The sequence below is a fragment of the Carnimonas nigrificans ATCC BAA-78 genome, assembly GCF_000526695.1.
GTDB classification, from domain to species: domain Bacteria; phylum Pseudomonadota; class Gammaproteobacteria; order Pseudomonadales; family Halomonadaceae; genus Carnimonas; species Carnimonas nigrificans.
Map to the genome: position 1 here is coordinate 74441 of NZ_JAGO01000018.1, position 14922 is coordinate 89362.

Genomic DNA, 14922 nt, shown 5'->3' on the forward strand with positions numbered 1-14922 from the left:
TATAGGTTCATTCTAGTAAGAACTTTGATACCTATTTCCTGTTCAGCGGAGCATTCATCGTGAGTACACGTCAGGCATCCGCCTCGAAACTGTCAACCGAGGCTCGTCAGCAATTAATCAACCGTCTTGGCAGCATCGTCGGTAACAAGCACACGCTGAGCGATGAGCGCAGCACCAGTCGTTTCCGCAAAGGATTTCGTTTCGGTGATGGCCCCGCGCTGGCCGTTGTGCAGCCTGCCTCGCTGGTAGAGCAGTGGCGGGTGCTGAAAGCGTGTGAAGAAGCCGATGTGATCGTGATCATGCAGGCTGCCAATACCGGCCTCACTGGCGGCTCGACCCCGGATGGCGATGATTATGACCGCGACATCGTGATTATCAGCACCCTGCGCATGGATCGCATTCATCTGATTCATGACGGAAAACAGGTGGTCTGTCTGCCTGGCGCAACGCTTTATAACCTTGAAAAAGCTCTCACGCCGCTGGGACGCGAGCCGCACTCCGTGATCGGCTCCTCCTGTATCGGGGCGTCGGTATTTGGCGGTGTCTCCAATAATTCCGGCGGTGCATTGGTAAGACGCGGCCCCGCCTATACCGAGTTCGCGATTTACGCCCAGCGCGATAGCGAAGGCGAGCTGCGTCTGGTCAATCATCTGGGCATTGCGCTGGGTGACGATCCCGAAGAGATTCTCACTCGGCTGGAAAACGGCGATTTCAGCGAAAGTGATATCTCCGACAACGGCGCAGCTTCCGATCACCACTATCAGAACCACGTTCGCCACGTCGATGAGGACACCCCCGCGCGCTTCAATGCCGACCCTACGCGTCTGCACGAAGCGTCGGGCAACGCCGGCAAGCTGGCGCTCTTTGCGGTGCGCCTGGATACCTTCGAAGCGATATCATCCAAGGTGTTTTATATCGGCACCAACTCTATCGACAAGCTCACAAAGCTGCGGCGCGAGCTGTTGGCTGAAGGTCGTGAACTGCCGATCGCCGGCGAATACATGCACCGCGAGTGTTTCGATATCGCCGACGTATACGGCAAGGACACCTTCGTGATGATCGAGAAATTCGGCACCGACAAGATGCCGCAGATTTTTGCGATCAAAGGCGGGGTTGATTCATTTTTATCGCGTTTCAATATTCAAGGCTTCACGGATCGCGCCAGCCAGTGGCTATCACGGTTGTTTCCCGATCATCTGCCAAAGCGCATGCGCGAATACCGCGACAAGTATGAGCACTACCTGATGCTGCGCGTAGCGACCGATCAGCTTGAAGAGACCCAGGGGCTACTGAAGGAGCTGTTTGCCGACGGTGATGGCGACTACTTCGAATGCACCGAGGAGGAGGGAAACAAAGCCTTCCTGCACCGCTTTGCTGCTGCGGGCGCGGCTATTCGCTACCGCACCGTGCACAAGCAAACCTCCGAAGGCATGGTGGCCCTCGACGTGGCACTGCGGCGTAACGATACCGACTGGTTCGAGCACCTTCCCAAGGAGATCGACGACAAATTAGAGAAAAAGCTCTATTACGGCCACTTCCTGTGCCATGTGATGCACCAGGATTATGTCGTCAAGAAAGGCAACGACTGCATGGACGTTGAACATGAGATGTGGAAGGAGCTGGACGCCCGTGGCGCCGAATACCCCGCCGAGCACAATGTTGGGCATCTGTATCACGCCAAACCCGCCCTCGCCGAGCACTATCAGCAGCTTGACCCCTGCAACTGCTTCAACCCCGGCATCGGCCAGACCTCGAAGCTGAAGTATTGGGGCAAACAGTCGCAGCAAACGCAGGCCAATCACCAGCAGAGCTGAATAGCCTGAAGTGAACTCGCCCATACACAGCGGCGCCGCAGTAATCTGTGGCGCCGCTGTTTTGTAGAGTAGATGGAGCTGGGGAGAAGTGTTGAGAACTTAATGCCTTATCGTCTGGCGAAGGAGTTTCAGGAAATCAAACCTTTGGGCTGAAAATAACCAATACAGGTAAGAATAATGCGCGTAGGGATAACGTCGGCCTTGTATAAGAAGAAATATGGCTAACAAATAGACTTCGACATGCGATAGTTATGAATCGCTACCCCATTCATTGTGAAATCATGGCGCGCATCCACTCGAAAACCGCGACGTTCGAAAAGGCGTTTGGCCGCCTCGCTCGCTTCGACAAATAAGCAGGTAATACCTGCCTTTCTGGCAATATCTTCTAGTGCGGCGTAGAGCGCCGATCCCACGCCCTTTCCGACCCGATCAGGGCTGACGTAGAGATGGTCGATATGCCCGTTCAGCTCTATATCACCATACCCAATAACTCGACCATTAGTGGCGACTGCCACCAATATCGTGCGGCTGTTGGCCTTCCGCACATATGTTCCAGGGTCGGGTCTCGACGGGCTCCATGCCTCGACCTGCTCAGGCGAATAATCGTGAATACCCGCTTCCCGCACCGATGCGTGAAAAATATCGGCAAGTGCGCCCGCGTCGGCCAATTCAAATGGACGAATGAACATCAGAGAATTCCATCCATAATAAAGCCATCAGTCGAGGGCAGAAGTAATGTGAGTGATCTCACAGACAATCGCCATGGATAAGGCCGCTCAGCATTCACCAGTTTCATTAAGCCAACGCGGCACTCTTGCCGGGGCTGCTGCCGAAATAGTGCTTGTACTCGCGGGAGAACTGCGAGGTTGAACGATACCCTACCGCTAGGGCCGCCTGCGCTACCTGCCGATCACCACCGAGCAGCATGGCGCGTGCCTTGAGCAGCCTCAGGCGCTTCAAATACTGCAACGGTGATTGCTGGGTAGTGCGTTTGAAGTGGTGATGGAAGTGCGACACGCTCATGTGGGCGGAGCGTGCCAGTTGCTCAATGCTCATCGCGTCCATGTAGTGATCGTGCATGAATTGCAGCGCTTCCGCGATACGCACGTAGTGCCCCTGGTCGGTAATCAAGCGCCGCAGTGACACCCCTTGAGGCCCGCACAGTGCCGCAAAGATCACCTCTTGCAGCCGGCCACTGCCCAGCGCACGGCATTTAACGGGGTCGCTAAAACACTCTGTCAGACGCAGCAGGGCGTCACCAAAGTTATCGTCAATCGGCACCGCCGCCATCGGTGTGGGGAGCTGTTCACTCGGTTGCGGCTCATTGGGAAATTGCGCCACCAGCTCCCCCAGCGCCAGGCGATCCAGCGTGATACTGATGCCTAACAGCGGCTCAGTAACCGAGGCAACGGTTTCACATTCGAACGGCAGCGGCATGGCCTGCACCAGATAGTGCCCGGCGCCATAGTAGATCTCGCGATCTCCCAAATACCCCCGCTTGCCGCCCTGCACCACCACCTTCAAACCCGCTTCATATATCAAGGGTTCACGCGGGCGATGGCAGTCACTGAACATCAGCTCTACCCCTTTAATACCTGTGGCGGAGAATCCTTCCCTTAAAGCCAGCGGGCCCAAACGCTCGGCCAGCGCTCGCGCGTAGTGGCCTGCGGGTTGTTCCAGGTCTGTAGAAATTGAAGTGACCGACGGTGTACGCGAAGAGATCGACATAACAGCAACACTATTCAGATAACGAAGAAGACGCCAAACGAGTTACATAATAACATTGTGCATGAAATCCGATGAATATTGGATGCTTTAGCATAAATGTCACAGGATTAGGCAACTATCACACAGAATTCGCGTGGCAATCTGCGGCCCGCTCCTGCACACTGACTACCGCTATGTCGGTATGGCTGATGTGCCGGCTTCCCTATTCAGTCAAGGAGACTCAGAGATGGCTAATACCCAAGGCTATGCAGCACAGTCCGCGACCTCGCCCCTGGAGCATTTCGCGTTTGATCGTCGCCAGCCGCGCCCCGATGATGTTTCGATCGAAATTCTTTACTGCGGCGTATGTCACTCGGACCTCCACTTCGCTCGCAACGAGTGGGGCAATGGTGTCTGGCCGGTCGTGCCGGGTCACGAGATCATTGGCCGTGTTACCGCAGTTGGCCCGGAAGTCAGCAAGTTTGAAGAAGGCCAGATTGTCGGTGTGGGCTGTATGGTCGATTCGTGCGAGCACTGTAGCGCCTGCGAACAGGGCCTGGAGCAGTACTGCCTGGGCGGCATGACCCCCACTTACGGCGCGCCTGATCCCATTGACGGCACCCTTACTCAGGGTGGCTACTCGACTCAGGTAGTGGTCAAAGAGCGCTTCGTGGTCAACGTACCCGATAGCCTCGACTTCACCACGTCTGCACCGGTGCTGTGCGCAGGCATTACCACCTACTCGCCGCTCAAGCACTACGGCGTCAAGAAAGGCCACAAGCTCGGCGTTATCGGTATGGGCGGCCTTGGTCATATGGGTGTGAAACTGGCGCTGGCAATGGGCGCTGAAGTGACGCTGTTCACCCGTTCTGAAAGCAAGATCGAAGAAGCAAAACGCCACGGCGTGCATCACGTTGTGGTATCAACCGACGAGAGCCAGATGGAAAGCTACGCCGGTTACTTCGACTTCCTGCTCGATACCGTACCGGTTCAGCACGATCTCAACCCTTACCTGCAACTGTTGAAGTTTGACGGTATTCACATTCTGGTAGGGCTGATCGAACCGATTGAGCCACCGATTCACGCAGCAAACCTGGTGATGAGCCGTAAGGTGGTAGCAGGGTCGCTGATCGGCGGTATGCCTGAAACCCAGGAAGTACTCGACTTCTGTGCCGAGCACAAGATTGGCTGTGACGTAGAGATCATTACCATGGATCAGATCAACGACGCCTGGGAGCGCATGAAGAAAGGCGATGTTAAATATCGCTTCGTCATTGATATGAAGAAGTCGTTCCCGGAAATCGCCTGATCCCAGACGCTTCGGAGTGAACGCCAAGGGGCTGCCAATAGGTAGCCCCTTTTTGCGCGTGGCCTACTTTCATCCATGACCTACTTTCATCCAATGTCCAGCCATGGCTACCGCTGCTAGGGTCGAAACGGTGGCTATTTATTTCAGAATCATTCCAGTGCAGGAGAACACATCATGAAGCGTCATTTGATCATCGCCTCCCTGATGATGGCTGCGGGAACTTCTACCGCCTTCGCCGCAGAAGAGATCACCGCACCGCTGCTGGATGGACACGACACCAATATCGGTCAGGTAACGGTGAGCGAGATACCCAGCGGGGTCATTTTGCGGGTGGAAGCCAAAAACCTGACGCCAGGCTGGCACGGTATGCATTTCCATGAGCAGGCGGAATGCAAGGGGCCGGATTTCACCAGCTCGGGTTCTCACGTACATAACGCTGACAAGGTGGTACATGGGGTACGCAACGCCGAAGCCAATGATAACGGGGATCTGCCCAACCTGTACGTGAACAAGGACGGCAGCGCGACCGTGGAGCTGTTCTCGCCGCTGGTTAGCCTGACTCCAGGCGACTCGGGCGACACCTCACGGCCAGCCTTGCTGGATAGCGATGGTTCGGCACTGGTCATTCACGCCCAACCTGACGACTACCAAAGCCAGCCAATCGGTGGCTCCGGGGATCGGGTCGCCTGCGCCTCGCTTAATGGCGATAACAATAACGATAACGAAGAATAAACGCTGCTATTGCCGCGCCCTTCATTCGGAGGGGGCGGCTATTTATTGGCATGGTCTAACTAGCTGCTAACGGCAGCACCCAGCGTCAGACTCTGCTGTTTGGCTTCCAGCGCCAGCAGTGTGCGTTTTATCTCGATGCCGCCGGCAAAACCGGTCAGGCTGCCATCGCTACCGATCACTCGATGGCACGGCACAATGATGGGCAGCGGGTTACGGCCATTGGCCGCGCCTACTGCACGCACGGCACTGGGCGCATTGATAGAGGCCGCCAACTGCCCATAGCTGCGCGTTTCACCGTAAGGAATTTCTGTCAGCGCCTGCCACACGCGATGCTGAAACTCGGTGCCTTCAGCAGCCAGCGGCACGCTGAATGTAAAACGTTCACCGTTAAAATAGCGCTCTAGCTCACTCCTGGCCTGCGCCAGCACAGGGTGTTGCAACTCATCATCAGGCTGCCACTCGGCGCCCACCTCGCGAGGGCGTCGCGCGGTCGCAAACTGAACCACCGCCAATCCACGATCACTTCCCGCCAGCAGCAGCTTCCCTATCGGGCTGTCCAGATAGCCATAATGCATCGCCTTCTTCCTCTCTCTATTCCATGTGAAGAACTGCTCGAAAAAACTGCTGCCGCGCTCACTATAGCTCGTCCGGAAACAGCACATCGGTAAAGCCAAACGAACGAAAATCGGTGATCCGGGAAGGGTACAAGCGCCCGATCAGGTGATCGAACTCATGCTGTACGATACGCGCATGGAAGTCCTCCGCCGTTTGATCAATGGGATTGCCATCAGGGTCGACCCCTTGATAGTGAATACGCTTGTAGCGCTCCACCTGCCCGCGCAGTCCAGGAATCGACAGGCACCCTTCCCAGCCCGCTTCGCGCACGTTGTCCAGCGGCGTCACCATCGGGTTCAGCAGCGCCTGCAACGCGACGGGCGCACGTCCCGGGTAGCGAGGGCTGGCCTCAAACCCGAATACCATCAGTTGCAGGTTCTCGCCAATTTGAGGCGCCGCCAAACCCACGCCATTGGCCTCGCGCATGGTCTCGAACATATCCTCGACCAGACGCTTAAGCTCGGGGCTGCCGATCATCTCGTCGGGCACCGGATCGGCCACCTTCAGCAGCCGCTCATCTCCCATGCGCACAATGTCACGAATCATGGCGTTCCTCCTTCAAGGCTGTACCTGAGAGTCACCGCTTTAGAGATCGCTCTAAAGAGAAGTGAGAGCTTCCACCATATCCTGTTCGCCGCCCACGAAGTCGATCTCTTTGCCAATACTTTGGTCGATGTGAAGGGCTGCGACCGCCGCTGCCGCAACATCCTGACGGGGAATCTGACTGCCTTCCCGACTGTCAGGATAGCCCACCGCGATACGGTGCGTCGGCGCTTCATCGCTCAGCCTTCCCGGTCGCAGAATGGTGTAATCAAGCCCGCTCTGCTTCAGCCATTCATCGGCATAATGCTTGGCAACATAGTAAGGCTTGAGCGCGTCGTTCCAGCGCTCGCGCTTGTCAGCCCCCAGAGCACTGACCATGACAAAACGGCTGATACCTGTTTGCTGCGCGGCCTGAATGCTTTTCACCGCCCCATCAAGATCAACCAGCAAGGTTTTATCCTCACCAGTGCTGCCGCCGGAGCCTGCCGAGAAAATCACCGCATCGGCCCCCTGCATTGCTGCCGTGATCTCTTCCAGCGGAGCTTCAAGATCAATCAGGCGTGTCTCGATGCCCTGCTGACGATATTCATCGGCCTGATGCGCATGGCGCACCTGCGCAATGGAGGTATCCGACGAGGCGTGCAGCGTCGCTACAATATGTTTGCCAACGTGACCGCCCGCGCCGATGACGACTACCTTCATCTCATTCTCCCGTTGAGTTATTACCGTACTGGCACCACCCAAACGCTAATGACAGCGCAACCTGTCGGGTGATTCGCTATGATGTGATGACGTTTTTCTCACAAGGTGGAAGCTTTGCATGCCTTTTGACGCTACTGCCCTCAAGCGCCTTTCAACACTGCGCCGCGCTGCTCTTGTCGAGGGCACGACGCTACTGCTGCTGTTATTTATCGCGGTGCCGCTCAAACACCTGGCCGGAGTGCCTCAGGCGGTGTCGATCATGGGCCCGATTCATGGCGTCGCATTTATCTGCTATATCGTACTGCTGCTACGCTCACAAACGATGCTTCGCCTCGATGGAGCGCAGTTGACCAAACTGATCGTCGCGGCGTTCATTCCTTTCGGTGCGCTTTATGCCAACCGTTTTCTACACGGTAAGGAAGCATCCCGCTAACCATCGACTGTGGTGTTTACCGTCCGATTAAACAAGCGTATTTCCTTTATTCTTGAGTTTTATCGCTAGGAGAGCTTCATGAGCGACAGAAAGATTACTTCTTGGCTGACCGATATGGACGGCGTACTGATCCGTGAAGACAAGGCCATTCCCGGCGCAGCCGAGCTAATCAAGCAGTGGCAGGATACAGGCACGCCGTTTCTGGTGCTGACCAATAACTCCACCTACACCCCGCGCGATCTCAGCGCGCGCTTGCAGCATATGGGGCTGAAAATCCCCGAGGAGCGTATCTGGACATCAGCGCTGGCTACCGCCACCTTCCTGGCCGATCAAAAACCCAACGCCACAGCTTATGTGGTGGGGGAAGCGGGCCTGACCACGGCCATTCATGAAGCCGGGCTGATCATGACGGAAACCAAGCCCGACTACGTGGTACTGGGGGAAACCCGCTCGTACTCCTTTGAGGCCATTGCCAAGGCGATACGGCTTATCAACAATGGCGCGCGATTTATCGCCACCAACCCAGATGCCACCTCTCCCACCCTCGATGGCCCACTGCCCGCCACCGGCGCTGTGGCGGCGCTGATCAGCAAGGCCACCAACCGTTCGCCCTACATTGTGGGCAAACCCAACCCGATGATGTTCCGCTCAGCGCTTAACAAACTGGGCGTGCACTCCGATGGCACCGGCATGATTGGTGACCGCATGGATACGGACGTGATTTCGGGCATGGAAGCGGGCCTGCATACCGTACTGGTGCTGAGTGGCATTTCGGATGCCCAGGAAATTGAGCGCTACCCCTTCCGCCCCAAAGAGGTGATCGACTCAGTGGCCGATCTGGTGGATACACCCGTCGCAGCGCCCAAAGCCAGCACTGCCAAGAAAAAGTGAGGCCCGGCCCGCCATCCCCTTGAGCTGCCAGCCAAAAAAGCCGCGACACCCCGATCAAGGGGGCCGCGGCTTTTAGCGTAAACGCAGTGGTGACTTCAGCTTAGAGGCGGGTAAACACTTCATCCGCTGGCAGGCGTGACTTGGCAACGCCATAGTTGAAGTCCTCATCGCTGTGATAGCCCACCGAGAGCAGTACCTGCGACGCCATGCCTTTCTCGGCCAGACCGAATTCAGCGTCTACGCTCTGCATATCAAGCCCTTCGATAGGGGTTGAATCCAGCTTCAGCGCCGCCGCCGTGTACATGGCACCACCCAGTGCAAGATATAGCTGACGCGCCGCCCACTCAGGCACATCGCCTGCATCGCGATGAAGGCCAGTGAAGAACTGTCGGCCACCATGTACGCCAGCTTTTGCTTCTGCCGTGGGGAACCGGCCTGCTGCTTCTTCCAGCTCAGTAATGTGCTCCAGATACTCATCGGAGATCGACTGCCGCGCACAGAAAATAATGGTAAACGACGAATTGAGAATCTTCGGCTGATTGAACGCGAACTGTTCGCCGATGGCCGTCGCCAGACGCTGCTTGGCTTCTTCGCTTTCTACTATGACGAAGTGCCACGGCTGGGAGTTGACCGAGGAAGGCGCAAGGCGAATGGCCTCAATCAACTGCTCCGCCAGCTCACTTGGCACCTGCTTGCTTTTGTCGTAAGCCTTGGCGGTATAGCGGGATTGGATACTATCCAAAAAGCTCATGGAAAAACCTCAATAATCATGGTTTGGGAATGGTCCCATGGTACCCGCGTGGCCCTGACAATTCATCTCCCGGCTAACTCCTCTGGTTGACCTCAATTCCGCCTGTATTGGGCGCGCAGGCCCGAGGCAGGCAGTTATTCAAGCCTTGCTATCGCGTCGATAAGCTCACTCCATTGCAGAAGGGCAAGTCTGTGGCCCAGGTAATATGGAGCAAGGTCACAAGGCCGATGAATATATAGCGCTTTCGGAACTCGACCGCTGCGACCAAATGCTGGCAGAACTGGAACAGTGGTTATGCAAGGATGCGTAAATGGAGTAACCATTCCATAGGTCGCCCTCCCCATGCACACGCAAGCAAATGGCAAGCCACTATGGGAAGGCATGCGGCGGCTGTACAGGAGGAGAGAAGCAGACACATGAAGCCTTGGTGATACTCCTTGTTTAAGTACCCCAACGCATTGAATCCGAACGCTGAAGAATGGCGGGGTTCGACGATCAGTAATATGGTTACAGGCCTCAGCTGCACGCCTGAGATGCCTGCAGCAACTGCTCGGTGCATGACAAGCACTCCCACCTGATTCAGAGGATGTCCAAATGAGCAAGACATGGTTTATCACCGGCGCATCGTCCGGCTTTGGCAAAACGCTGGCTGAACTGGTTCTGGCCAAAGGGGATAATGCGGTTCTGACTGCTCGCCGCCTGGCACCGTTACAGCAGATTGCCTCCAACTATGGTGAGCGCGCTCTGGCGCTGGAACTGGATGTCACCGATGCCGCCTCACGTGCTAGAGCGCTGAAAACCGCAAATGAACGTTTTGGGCATATCGACGTGCTGGCCAACATCGCTGGTGCCGGTTCTTCCGGAGCCCTGGAGGAGTTCTCTTCCGAACAGATCCGTGCCCAGATGGAGCTGAACTTCTTCGCCGCTGCGGAACTATCGCGCGAAGTATTGCCGCAGATGCGGGCGCGCAAGTCTGGCCACATCCTCAATCTGACCAGCATTGCTGGCCTCGTCGCCTTCCCCAGTGCGGGCCTCTATAACGCATCGAAATTTGCCCTGGAAGGCTTCACCGAAGCGCTGCATCATGAAGTCAAACCCTTCGGCGTTCGCGTTACGCTCATCGAGCCAGGCGCATTCCGCACCGAGTTTGCTGGCTCCGCTCTGTTGAAGGCTGATAACCGGATTGCCGACTACGCGCAGCTGAATGCCAACATGGACGAATACTACGCAACCCAGAACGGCCAGCAGATGGGCGACCCAGTCAAGGGTATGCAGATGGTTATCGACATGGTGGATGGTGATACTGCACCAGTGCGTCTGATGATGGGTGAGGACGCCTATCAGCTATGGGAAGCTGCGGTTGATTCACGCAACCGCGACCTTGATCAGTGGCGTGAACAGGGGATGAATACAACCCTCCCAAATGCCCAGAAAAACACCGTCCAGGCACTTTAATTTGGCAGTTCAAAAGTCTGCTGGAGTCTTCCAGCAGACTTTTACTCATATCGAAACCCTACTAACATATTTATTTAAAAGGCAATTTGTGAAAATTATAGATAAAAATGATAACTATATCATAGCTATAGCGTTATGAAATTATGCAAGAGAGTTGGTTGTGACTCGCTGAATTACGACGCTTGATGTATTCCCATAAGGTTTTCCAACAGACTCTCCATATATCTGCCACCTCTCGTCAAAAGTACAATATAAATCATAAATTTCTGCCGTTTAAATTTAGATCAATGTGGACGAGCGCCCACTTCCTGGCGAAAGCAGAATTCTATCAGTTCGGCATCAAGCTTGAGGTCAGCCAATCTCCCTCTGATCATATTTTCATTATATTTAATATTTGAGCGAGAGGCTTCAATGTAAAATGGCGCAGCTTCGGCCTTTTTGCCGAACCGTAGTAATTGAGCACCAAGCCAGTATGGCTCAATGTCACGTTTAGGCATACCTGCAAACAATTCTCTGGAAAGCTCACGGAATCCAAGTGCGTCCAGACAGTCTATCGCTTCCAACTGAACCAGAGAGTCACTGTTATAGCCATTCGCCGCATCAGAAATCAGTTTAAGCGCCCGCCTATCACCATGTGCCTCGAGGTACTCCTTTGCACACCAGAGCTGTTCAAAAGGATCATCGCTATTCATTATTTGGGCAAAGGTCGTTTCATCTGCGTCATCTTCGTCCAGCACGCTTTCAACTAACGCCTTATCTGTTGGAAATATTCTCCCTTTAGTAGTAAGGATGGAAGCATCTATATTCTCTACAAGGGCTTTGGCCTCGTCTATACGACCACAACTATGAAGAAGATTGGCCAGCTCCCAGCGATCATCTGGCTCATCGGGTAAATTAGCGAGGCACAAATCCAACCAATCCCCCACCTCAGAGGAATAGCCAGCGTACCGCAGTTCCCATATGATCGTGATCCAAACTTGGGAGGCCAAATCATTCTGGCGAAACTGTGAGAGCAGATGGAGAGCAGCCGTGTGAGCAAGGGAGCCGTTGCTCGCATAGCGCATCACCAGCACGCAAGCCTTTGCTCGTTCGGTTACCTCGTTGCCCTTGTTCTCGGCAAAGGCGATCAAGGCTTGGTAGTCTTCAAACAACTCCTTTTTTAGAAGCCGGCTTGCCTGATACGGCCACCCAGAATACTCACCGTCGGTGGGAGTTTGAAGGGCAGTACATAGCTCTTCGATAATTGGCGCCGCCTTCTCCAATGCCGCCTCTTTACCAACAAGTTTGGTTAGTGCTTCCAGAATATCAGCAACCGCCCCCCAGTTTGTGACGTTGGAAAACAAGAGCTCTTCCAGTCTGCTGACAGCCAGATCTCGATTCAGCTCAGCGGACAATTGAATGCCCTTGATAGCTGTTTCTAAATCCTCTGTATTTTCCAGGACGACGAGGGGCAGCGAGAGTAGCTCTTGGAGTATCTGTTCAGCGCCGGCCTCATCGTCAAACTTCCGACATAATTGGGCTAGTTCAACCATCTCCCATATTGATAGTGGCCGGTTATCCTTGGCGGATTGGATTACCAACGTGATGAGAGTAGGTATTTTTAGACGATGCGCAACCTCCACCATTTTCTTGCGCTCCCAGAAAGTCAGACCAGCCATACAAGCTATATCGCTAAGGATTTTCGTTTGTTCCACCAGACTATTCTTTGGGAGGTCTTCCAAGGCCGAAATTCGTGTATCAAGGTGAATGGAAGCATCTCCAGCCAAGTAAAGCAGGGAGATTAATCGAAGGTTAGGAGCTCGCTCTTTGGCCGCTTTCAGTCGCCAGGCTGGTGGAATTGTGGCGTCCTGGACGATTTGATCGAGAAAGTCCTGCGCCTCAGGGTTGTCATACCGCCAGATGGCAGCGATCGCCTCGAGCGAGAGCTCTATGGATGCGTCAGGATGTTTGGCAATATCGAGTAGAAGTGATGCCACTTCAGCATTTCTGCCGCCTCGGCCTAGAGCGCGAAGCACCGGAATTTTGGTTGGTGCATTTACGGCAGCTGAAGTCAGCGCCTGTTGCAAGCGTGGTATTTCATCGAGCGACCAACCAAACTCTCCGAGTGAACGACCAACGCATAAGACATCTCGATAAGAAAGCTGATCATCATCCAATATTGCGAACAGTTTGGGATAAACGAGGTCATCGTAACCATCTTCGCCGTCGATATGGACCAGAGCCTCAGCTACCTCCACACGATCTACAACTGGTCGGGCACGATCCTCGAGTATCTCCATCAGTGGAACCCAAACGATATGGTTTCTCTCGTGCTCCAGCTCATCAAAAGAAACGGCTGCGCAAGCGCGTAGCTTCACTTCAACACCTGGGTCTTGTGCAATCCGCGCAAAGCCAATTGCAGCATACCGGAAAAACCCGACTTGTTTGAGTGTCTCAGCAGCTGAGAGTCGGGTGCGTGCTTCGATATCTTTATTGCAGATAATAGCGCGAAGCTTGTTCCGCCCAAGGCGAGCATCTCCCAACTCACACAATTTACCTGCAGCCCGAAAGCATAAGCCGATATCCTCGCCCCGCAAAAAATCCGCCAGCAGAGAGCGCCCTTCTTCCGGGACTCCAAGAAGAGCCAAGCTATGTGCGAGGCCGGGCTCCTTTTTAGCGCGCGCTCGCGATAGAATCTGAGCAGCTACCACTTCCTTATTCAGAACTGGTAATGCATGTTTGATAAGATTGACAGTTTCATAGGTGCCCAGATGAGTGACCGCAGCCTCTACGGCAGAACGCACTTCACCCTCAAAACCTAGGCGAATTAGCAGATCGACAGTGAACCATTCAATCTTAAGTCCAGTTTCTTGGAGACTGGAACGAAGAGCTGACTTTGCTTCCTGCTCAAATCCCAAATCCGCCAGTGCACTGGCAATCTCGGCTTTCTCACGGAGAGCACCGCATGATGCGAACATCCGCTCCAGAATCTGCTTCCCTCCCACGCGGTTATGATGAGCAGCAATCAATCGAGCGGCCTCAATCGCATCTCCGCGCGAAAGCACATCATGCTCGTTTCTATCCGATAATTGTATTGCGGCCTCAAGGTGAGGAAGCGCCAATTCATCCTCGCCGATCGCCATTAATCTGGAAAGCGTGCTCAAACATATATTGTCCAGAGGACTACCGCCATCGATTGTACATAGGTCAGCGAGCATCTGTCGGTTATCCGAGGTTCGCTCGTTTTCGTAGAGAATCGACGCAGCGTCAACTATTACCCAGTATTCGTCGCCAGATTTAGCTACATTTCGGAGAGCTGAAAGAGCTTCGTCCCGATAGCCATATTTTAAAAGAAGTTCTGCCGCGTTGATTAGATCAGGTGCATAGCCGTCACACCTTTGAGCAACCCAGAGAATATGATTCAGAGCCTCATCCATTTGCCTAGTATCAAGCAGACACTCCGCAATGAAGGTATCTGATAGGAAATCGGCGGACTCAAACTGCTCAACCAAAAACTCCTGAACAGCAGTACTCTTTTCTGCTAGGAGCGTTATAGTGTTCTGAATGGTAATTATTAGGCCAAAGTCTTTGGCTTTCTGGAGGAAACGCTCGGCAATATCACAAGCTATTTTATCGTATCCATTATCACTGGTTGTAGTGGCACAGTGAATCTGGCCACCTGACTTTGAGTGTATGATGGCTCACAGAGACAATCAGGTGCAGATGATGACGAAGAAGAGAACGTTTAGCCCGGAATTTCGCTTGGAAGCGGCCCAGCTCGTGGTCGACCAGGGCTACACGCTGAAGGCGGCGTGTGAGGCCATGGGGGTTGGCAAATCCACCATGGAGTATTGGGTTCGCAGGCTTCGCGCTGAGCGGGCAGGCAAGGCGCCGCTGAAAGGTGAGGCTCTGACGCCGGAACAGCGTGAGATCCAGGAACTGAAGCGCAAGCTGCGGCGAGTGGAAGAAGAGAAGGCAATATTAAAAAAGG

General features: G+C 54.4%; 14 protein-coding genes. 7 read left to right on the forward strand and 7 right to left on the reverse strand.

What is annotated here, in order from left to right; genetic code table 11:
- Window positions 1–59: 59 nt before the first annotated feature.
- A complete protein-coding gene (gene dld, locus L881_RS0112460) occupies window positions 60–1814 on the forward strand; it encodes a D-lactate dehydrogenase (RefSeq protein WP_025734013.1) in 1755 nt (584 codons plus the stop codon).
- Between the two features lie 221 nt (window positions 1815–2035).
- On the opposite strand, the gene L881_RS0112465 is transcribed toward dld, so the two are convergent.
- Together L881_RS0112465 and L881_RS0112470 are read right to left on the reverse strand one after the other, a co-directional pair.
- Window positions 2036–2503 (reverse strand): GNAT family N-acetyltransferase, encoded by a 468-nt coding sequence (locus L881_RS0112465; protein WP_025734014.1) that lies wholly within the window; start codon window positions 2501–2503, stop codon window positions 2036–2038.
- 106 nt (window positions 2504–2609) lie between these two features.
- Window positions 2610–3542 (reverse strand): AraC family transcriptional regulator, encoded by a 933-nt coding sequence (locus L881_RS0112470; RefSeq protein ID WP_025734015.1) that lies wholly within the window; start codon window positions 3540–3542, stop codon window positions 2610–2612.
- Between the two features lie 226 nt (window positions 3543–3768).
- On the opposite strand from L881_RS0112470, the gene L881_RS0112475 reads away from it, so the two are divergent.
- Together L881_RS0112475 and L881_RS0112480 are read left to right on the forward strand one after the other, a co-directional pair.
- A complete protein-coding gene (locus tag L881_RS0112475) occupies window positions 3769–4830 on the forward strand; it encodes an NAD(P)-dependent alcohol dehydrogenase (RefSeq protein WP_025734016.1) in 1062 nt (353 codons plus the stop codon).
- 174 nt (window positions 4831–5004) lie between these two features.
- Entirely contained in the window at window positions 5005–5562 is a 558-nt protein-coding gene (locus L881_RS0112480; protein ID WP_034579793.1) for a superoxide dismutase family protein, read from the forward strand.
- A 59-nt stretch (window positions 5563–5621) separates the two neighbouring features.
- Here L881_RS0112480 and L881_RS0112485 read toward each other — a convergent pair whose 3' ends face one another.
- From L881_RS0112485 to L881_RS0112495, 3 genes are all read right to left on the reverse strand, one after another.
- The gene (locus L881_RS0112485; RefSeq protein ID WP_025734018.1) at window positions 5622–6137 is read right to left on the reverse strand and encodes a methylated-DNA--[protein]-cysteine S-methyltransferase; all 516 of its coding nucleotides are present in this window, start codon (window positions 6135–6137) and stop codon (window positions 5622–5624) included.
- A gap of 61 nt (window positions 6138–6198) precedes the next feature.
- Window positions 6199–6723: a peptide deformylase gene (gene def / locus L881_RS0112490; RefSeq protein ID WP_025734019.1), complete on the reverse strand. Its 525-nt coding sequence runs from the start codon at window positions 6721–6723 to the stop codon at window positions 6199–6201.
- 51 nt (window positions 6724–6774) lie between these two features.
- A complete protein-coding gene (locus tag L881_RS0112495; RefSeq protein ID WP_025734020.1) occupies window positions 6775–7422 on the reverse strand; it encodes an SDR family oxidoreductase in 648 nt (215 codons plus the stop codon).
- A gap of 118 nt (window positions 7423–7540) precedes the next feature.
- Here L881_RS0112495 and L881_RS0112500 point away from each other — a divergent pair, with 118 nt between their 5' ends.
- Together L881_RS0112500 and L881_RS0112505 are read left to right on the forward strand one after the other, a co-directional pair.
- Window positions 7541–7855 carry a DUF3817 domain-containing protein gene (locus tag L881_RS0112500; RefSeq protein WP_025734021.1) on the forward strand — a complete coding sequence of 105 codons (315 nt, stop codon included), beginning with the start codon at window positions 7541–7543 and terminating at the stop codon, window positions 7853–7855.
- Window positions 7856–7933: 78 nt separating this feature from the next.
- Entirely contained in the window at window positions 7934–8746 is an 813-nt protein-coding gene (locus L881_RS0112505) for an HAD-IIA family hydrolase (protein WP_025734022.1), read from the forward strand.
- Window positions 8747–8846: 100 nt separating this feature from the next.
- Here the strand turns inward: L881_RS0112505 and nfsB are convergent, their stop codons facing one another.
- Window positions 8847–9497: an oxygen-insensitive NAD(P)H nitroreductase gene (nfsB, locus tag L881_RS0112510; protein ID WP_025734023.1), complete on the reverse strand. Its 651-nt coding sequence runs from the start codon at window positions 9495–9497 to the stop codon at window positions 8847–8849.
- A 594-nt stretch (window positions 9498–10091) separates the two neighbouring features.
- Here nfsB and L881_RS0112520 point away from each other — a divergent pair.
- Window positions 10092–10952: an oxidoreductase gene (locus L881_RS0112520; RefSeq protein ID WP_025734024.1), complete on the forward strand. Its 861-nt coding sequence runs from the start codon at window positions 10092–10094 to the stop codon at window positions 10950–10952.
- Between the two features lie 284 nt (window positions 10953–11236).
- Here L881_RS0112520 and L881_RS0112525 read toward each other — a convergent pair whose 3' ends face one another.
- Window positions 11237–14443, reverse strand: coding sequence for a hypothetical protein (locus L881_RS0112525; protein WP_025734025.1), 3207 nt, complete (start codon window positions 14441–14443; stop codon window positions 11237–11239).
- Window positions 14444–14657: 214 nt separating this feature from the next.
- Between L881_RS0112525 and L881_RS0112530 the strand changes: the two genes are divergently transcribed.
- The coding region (locus tag L881_RS0112530; protein ID WP_025731905.1) for an IS3 family transposase at window positions 14658–14922 on the forward strand (265 nt) is incomplete at its 3' end.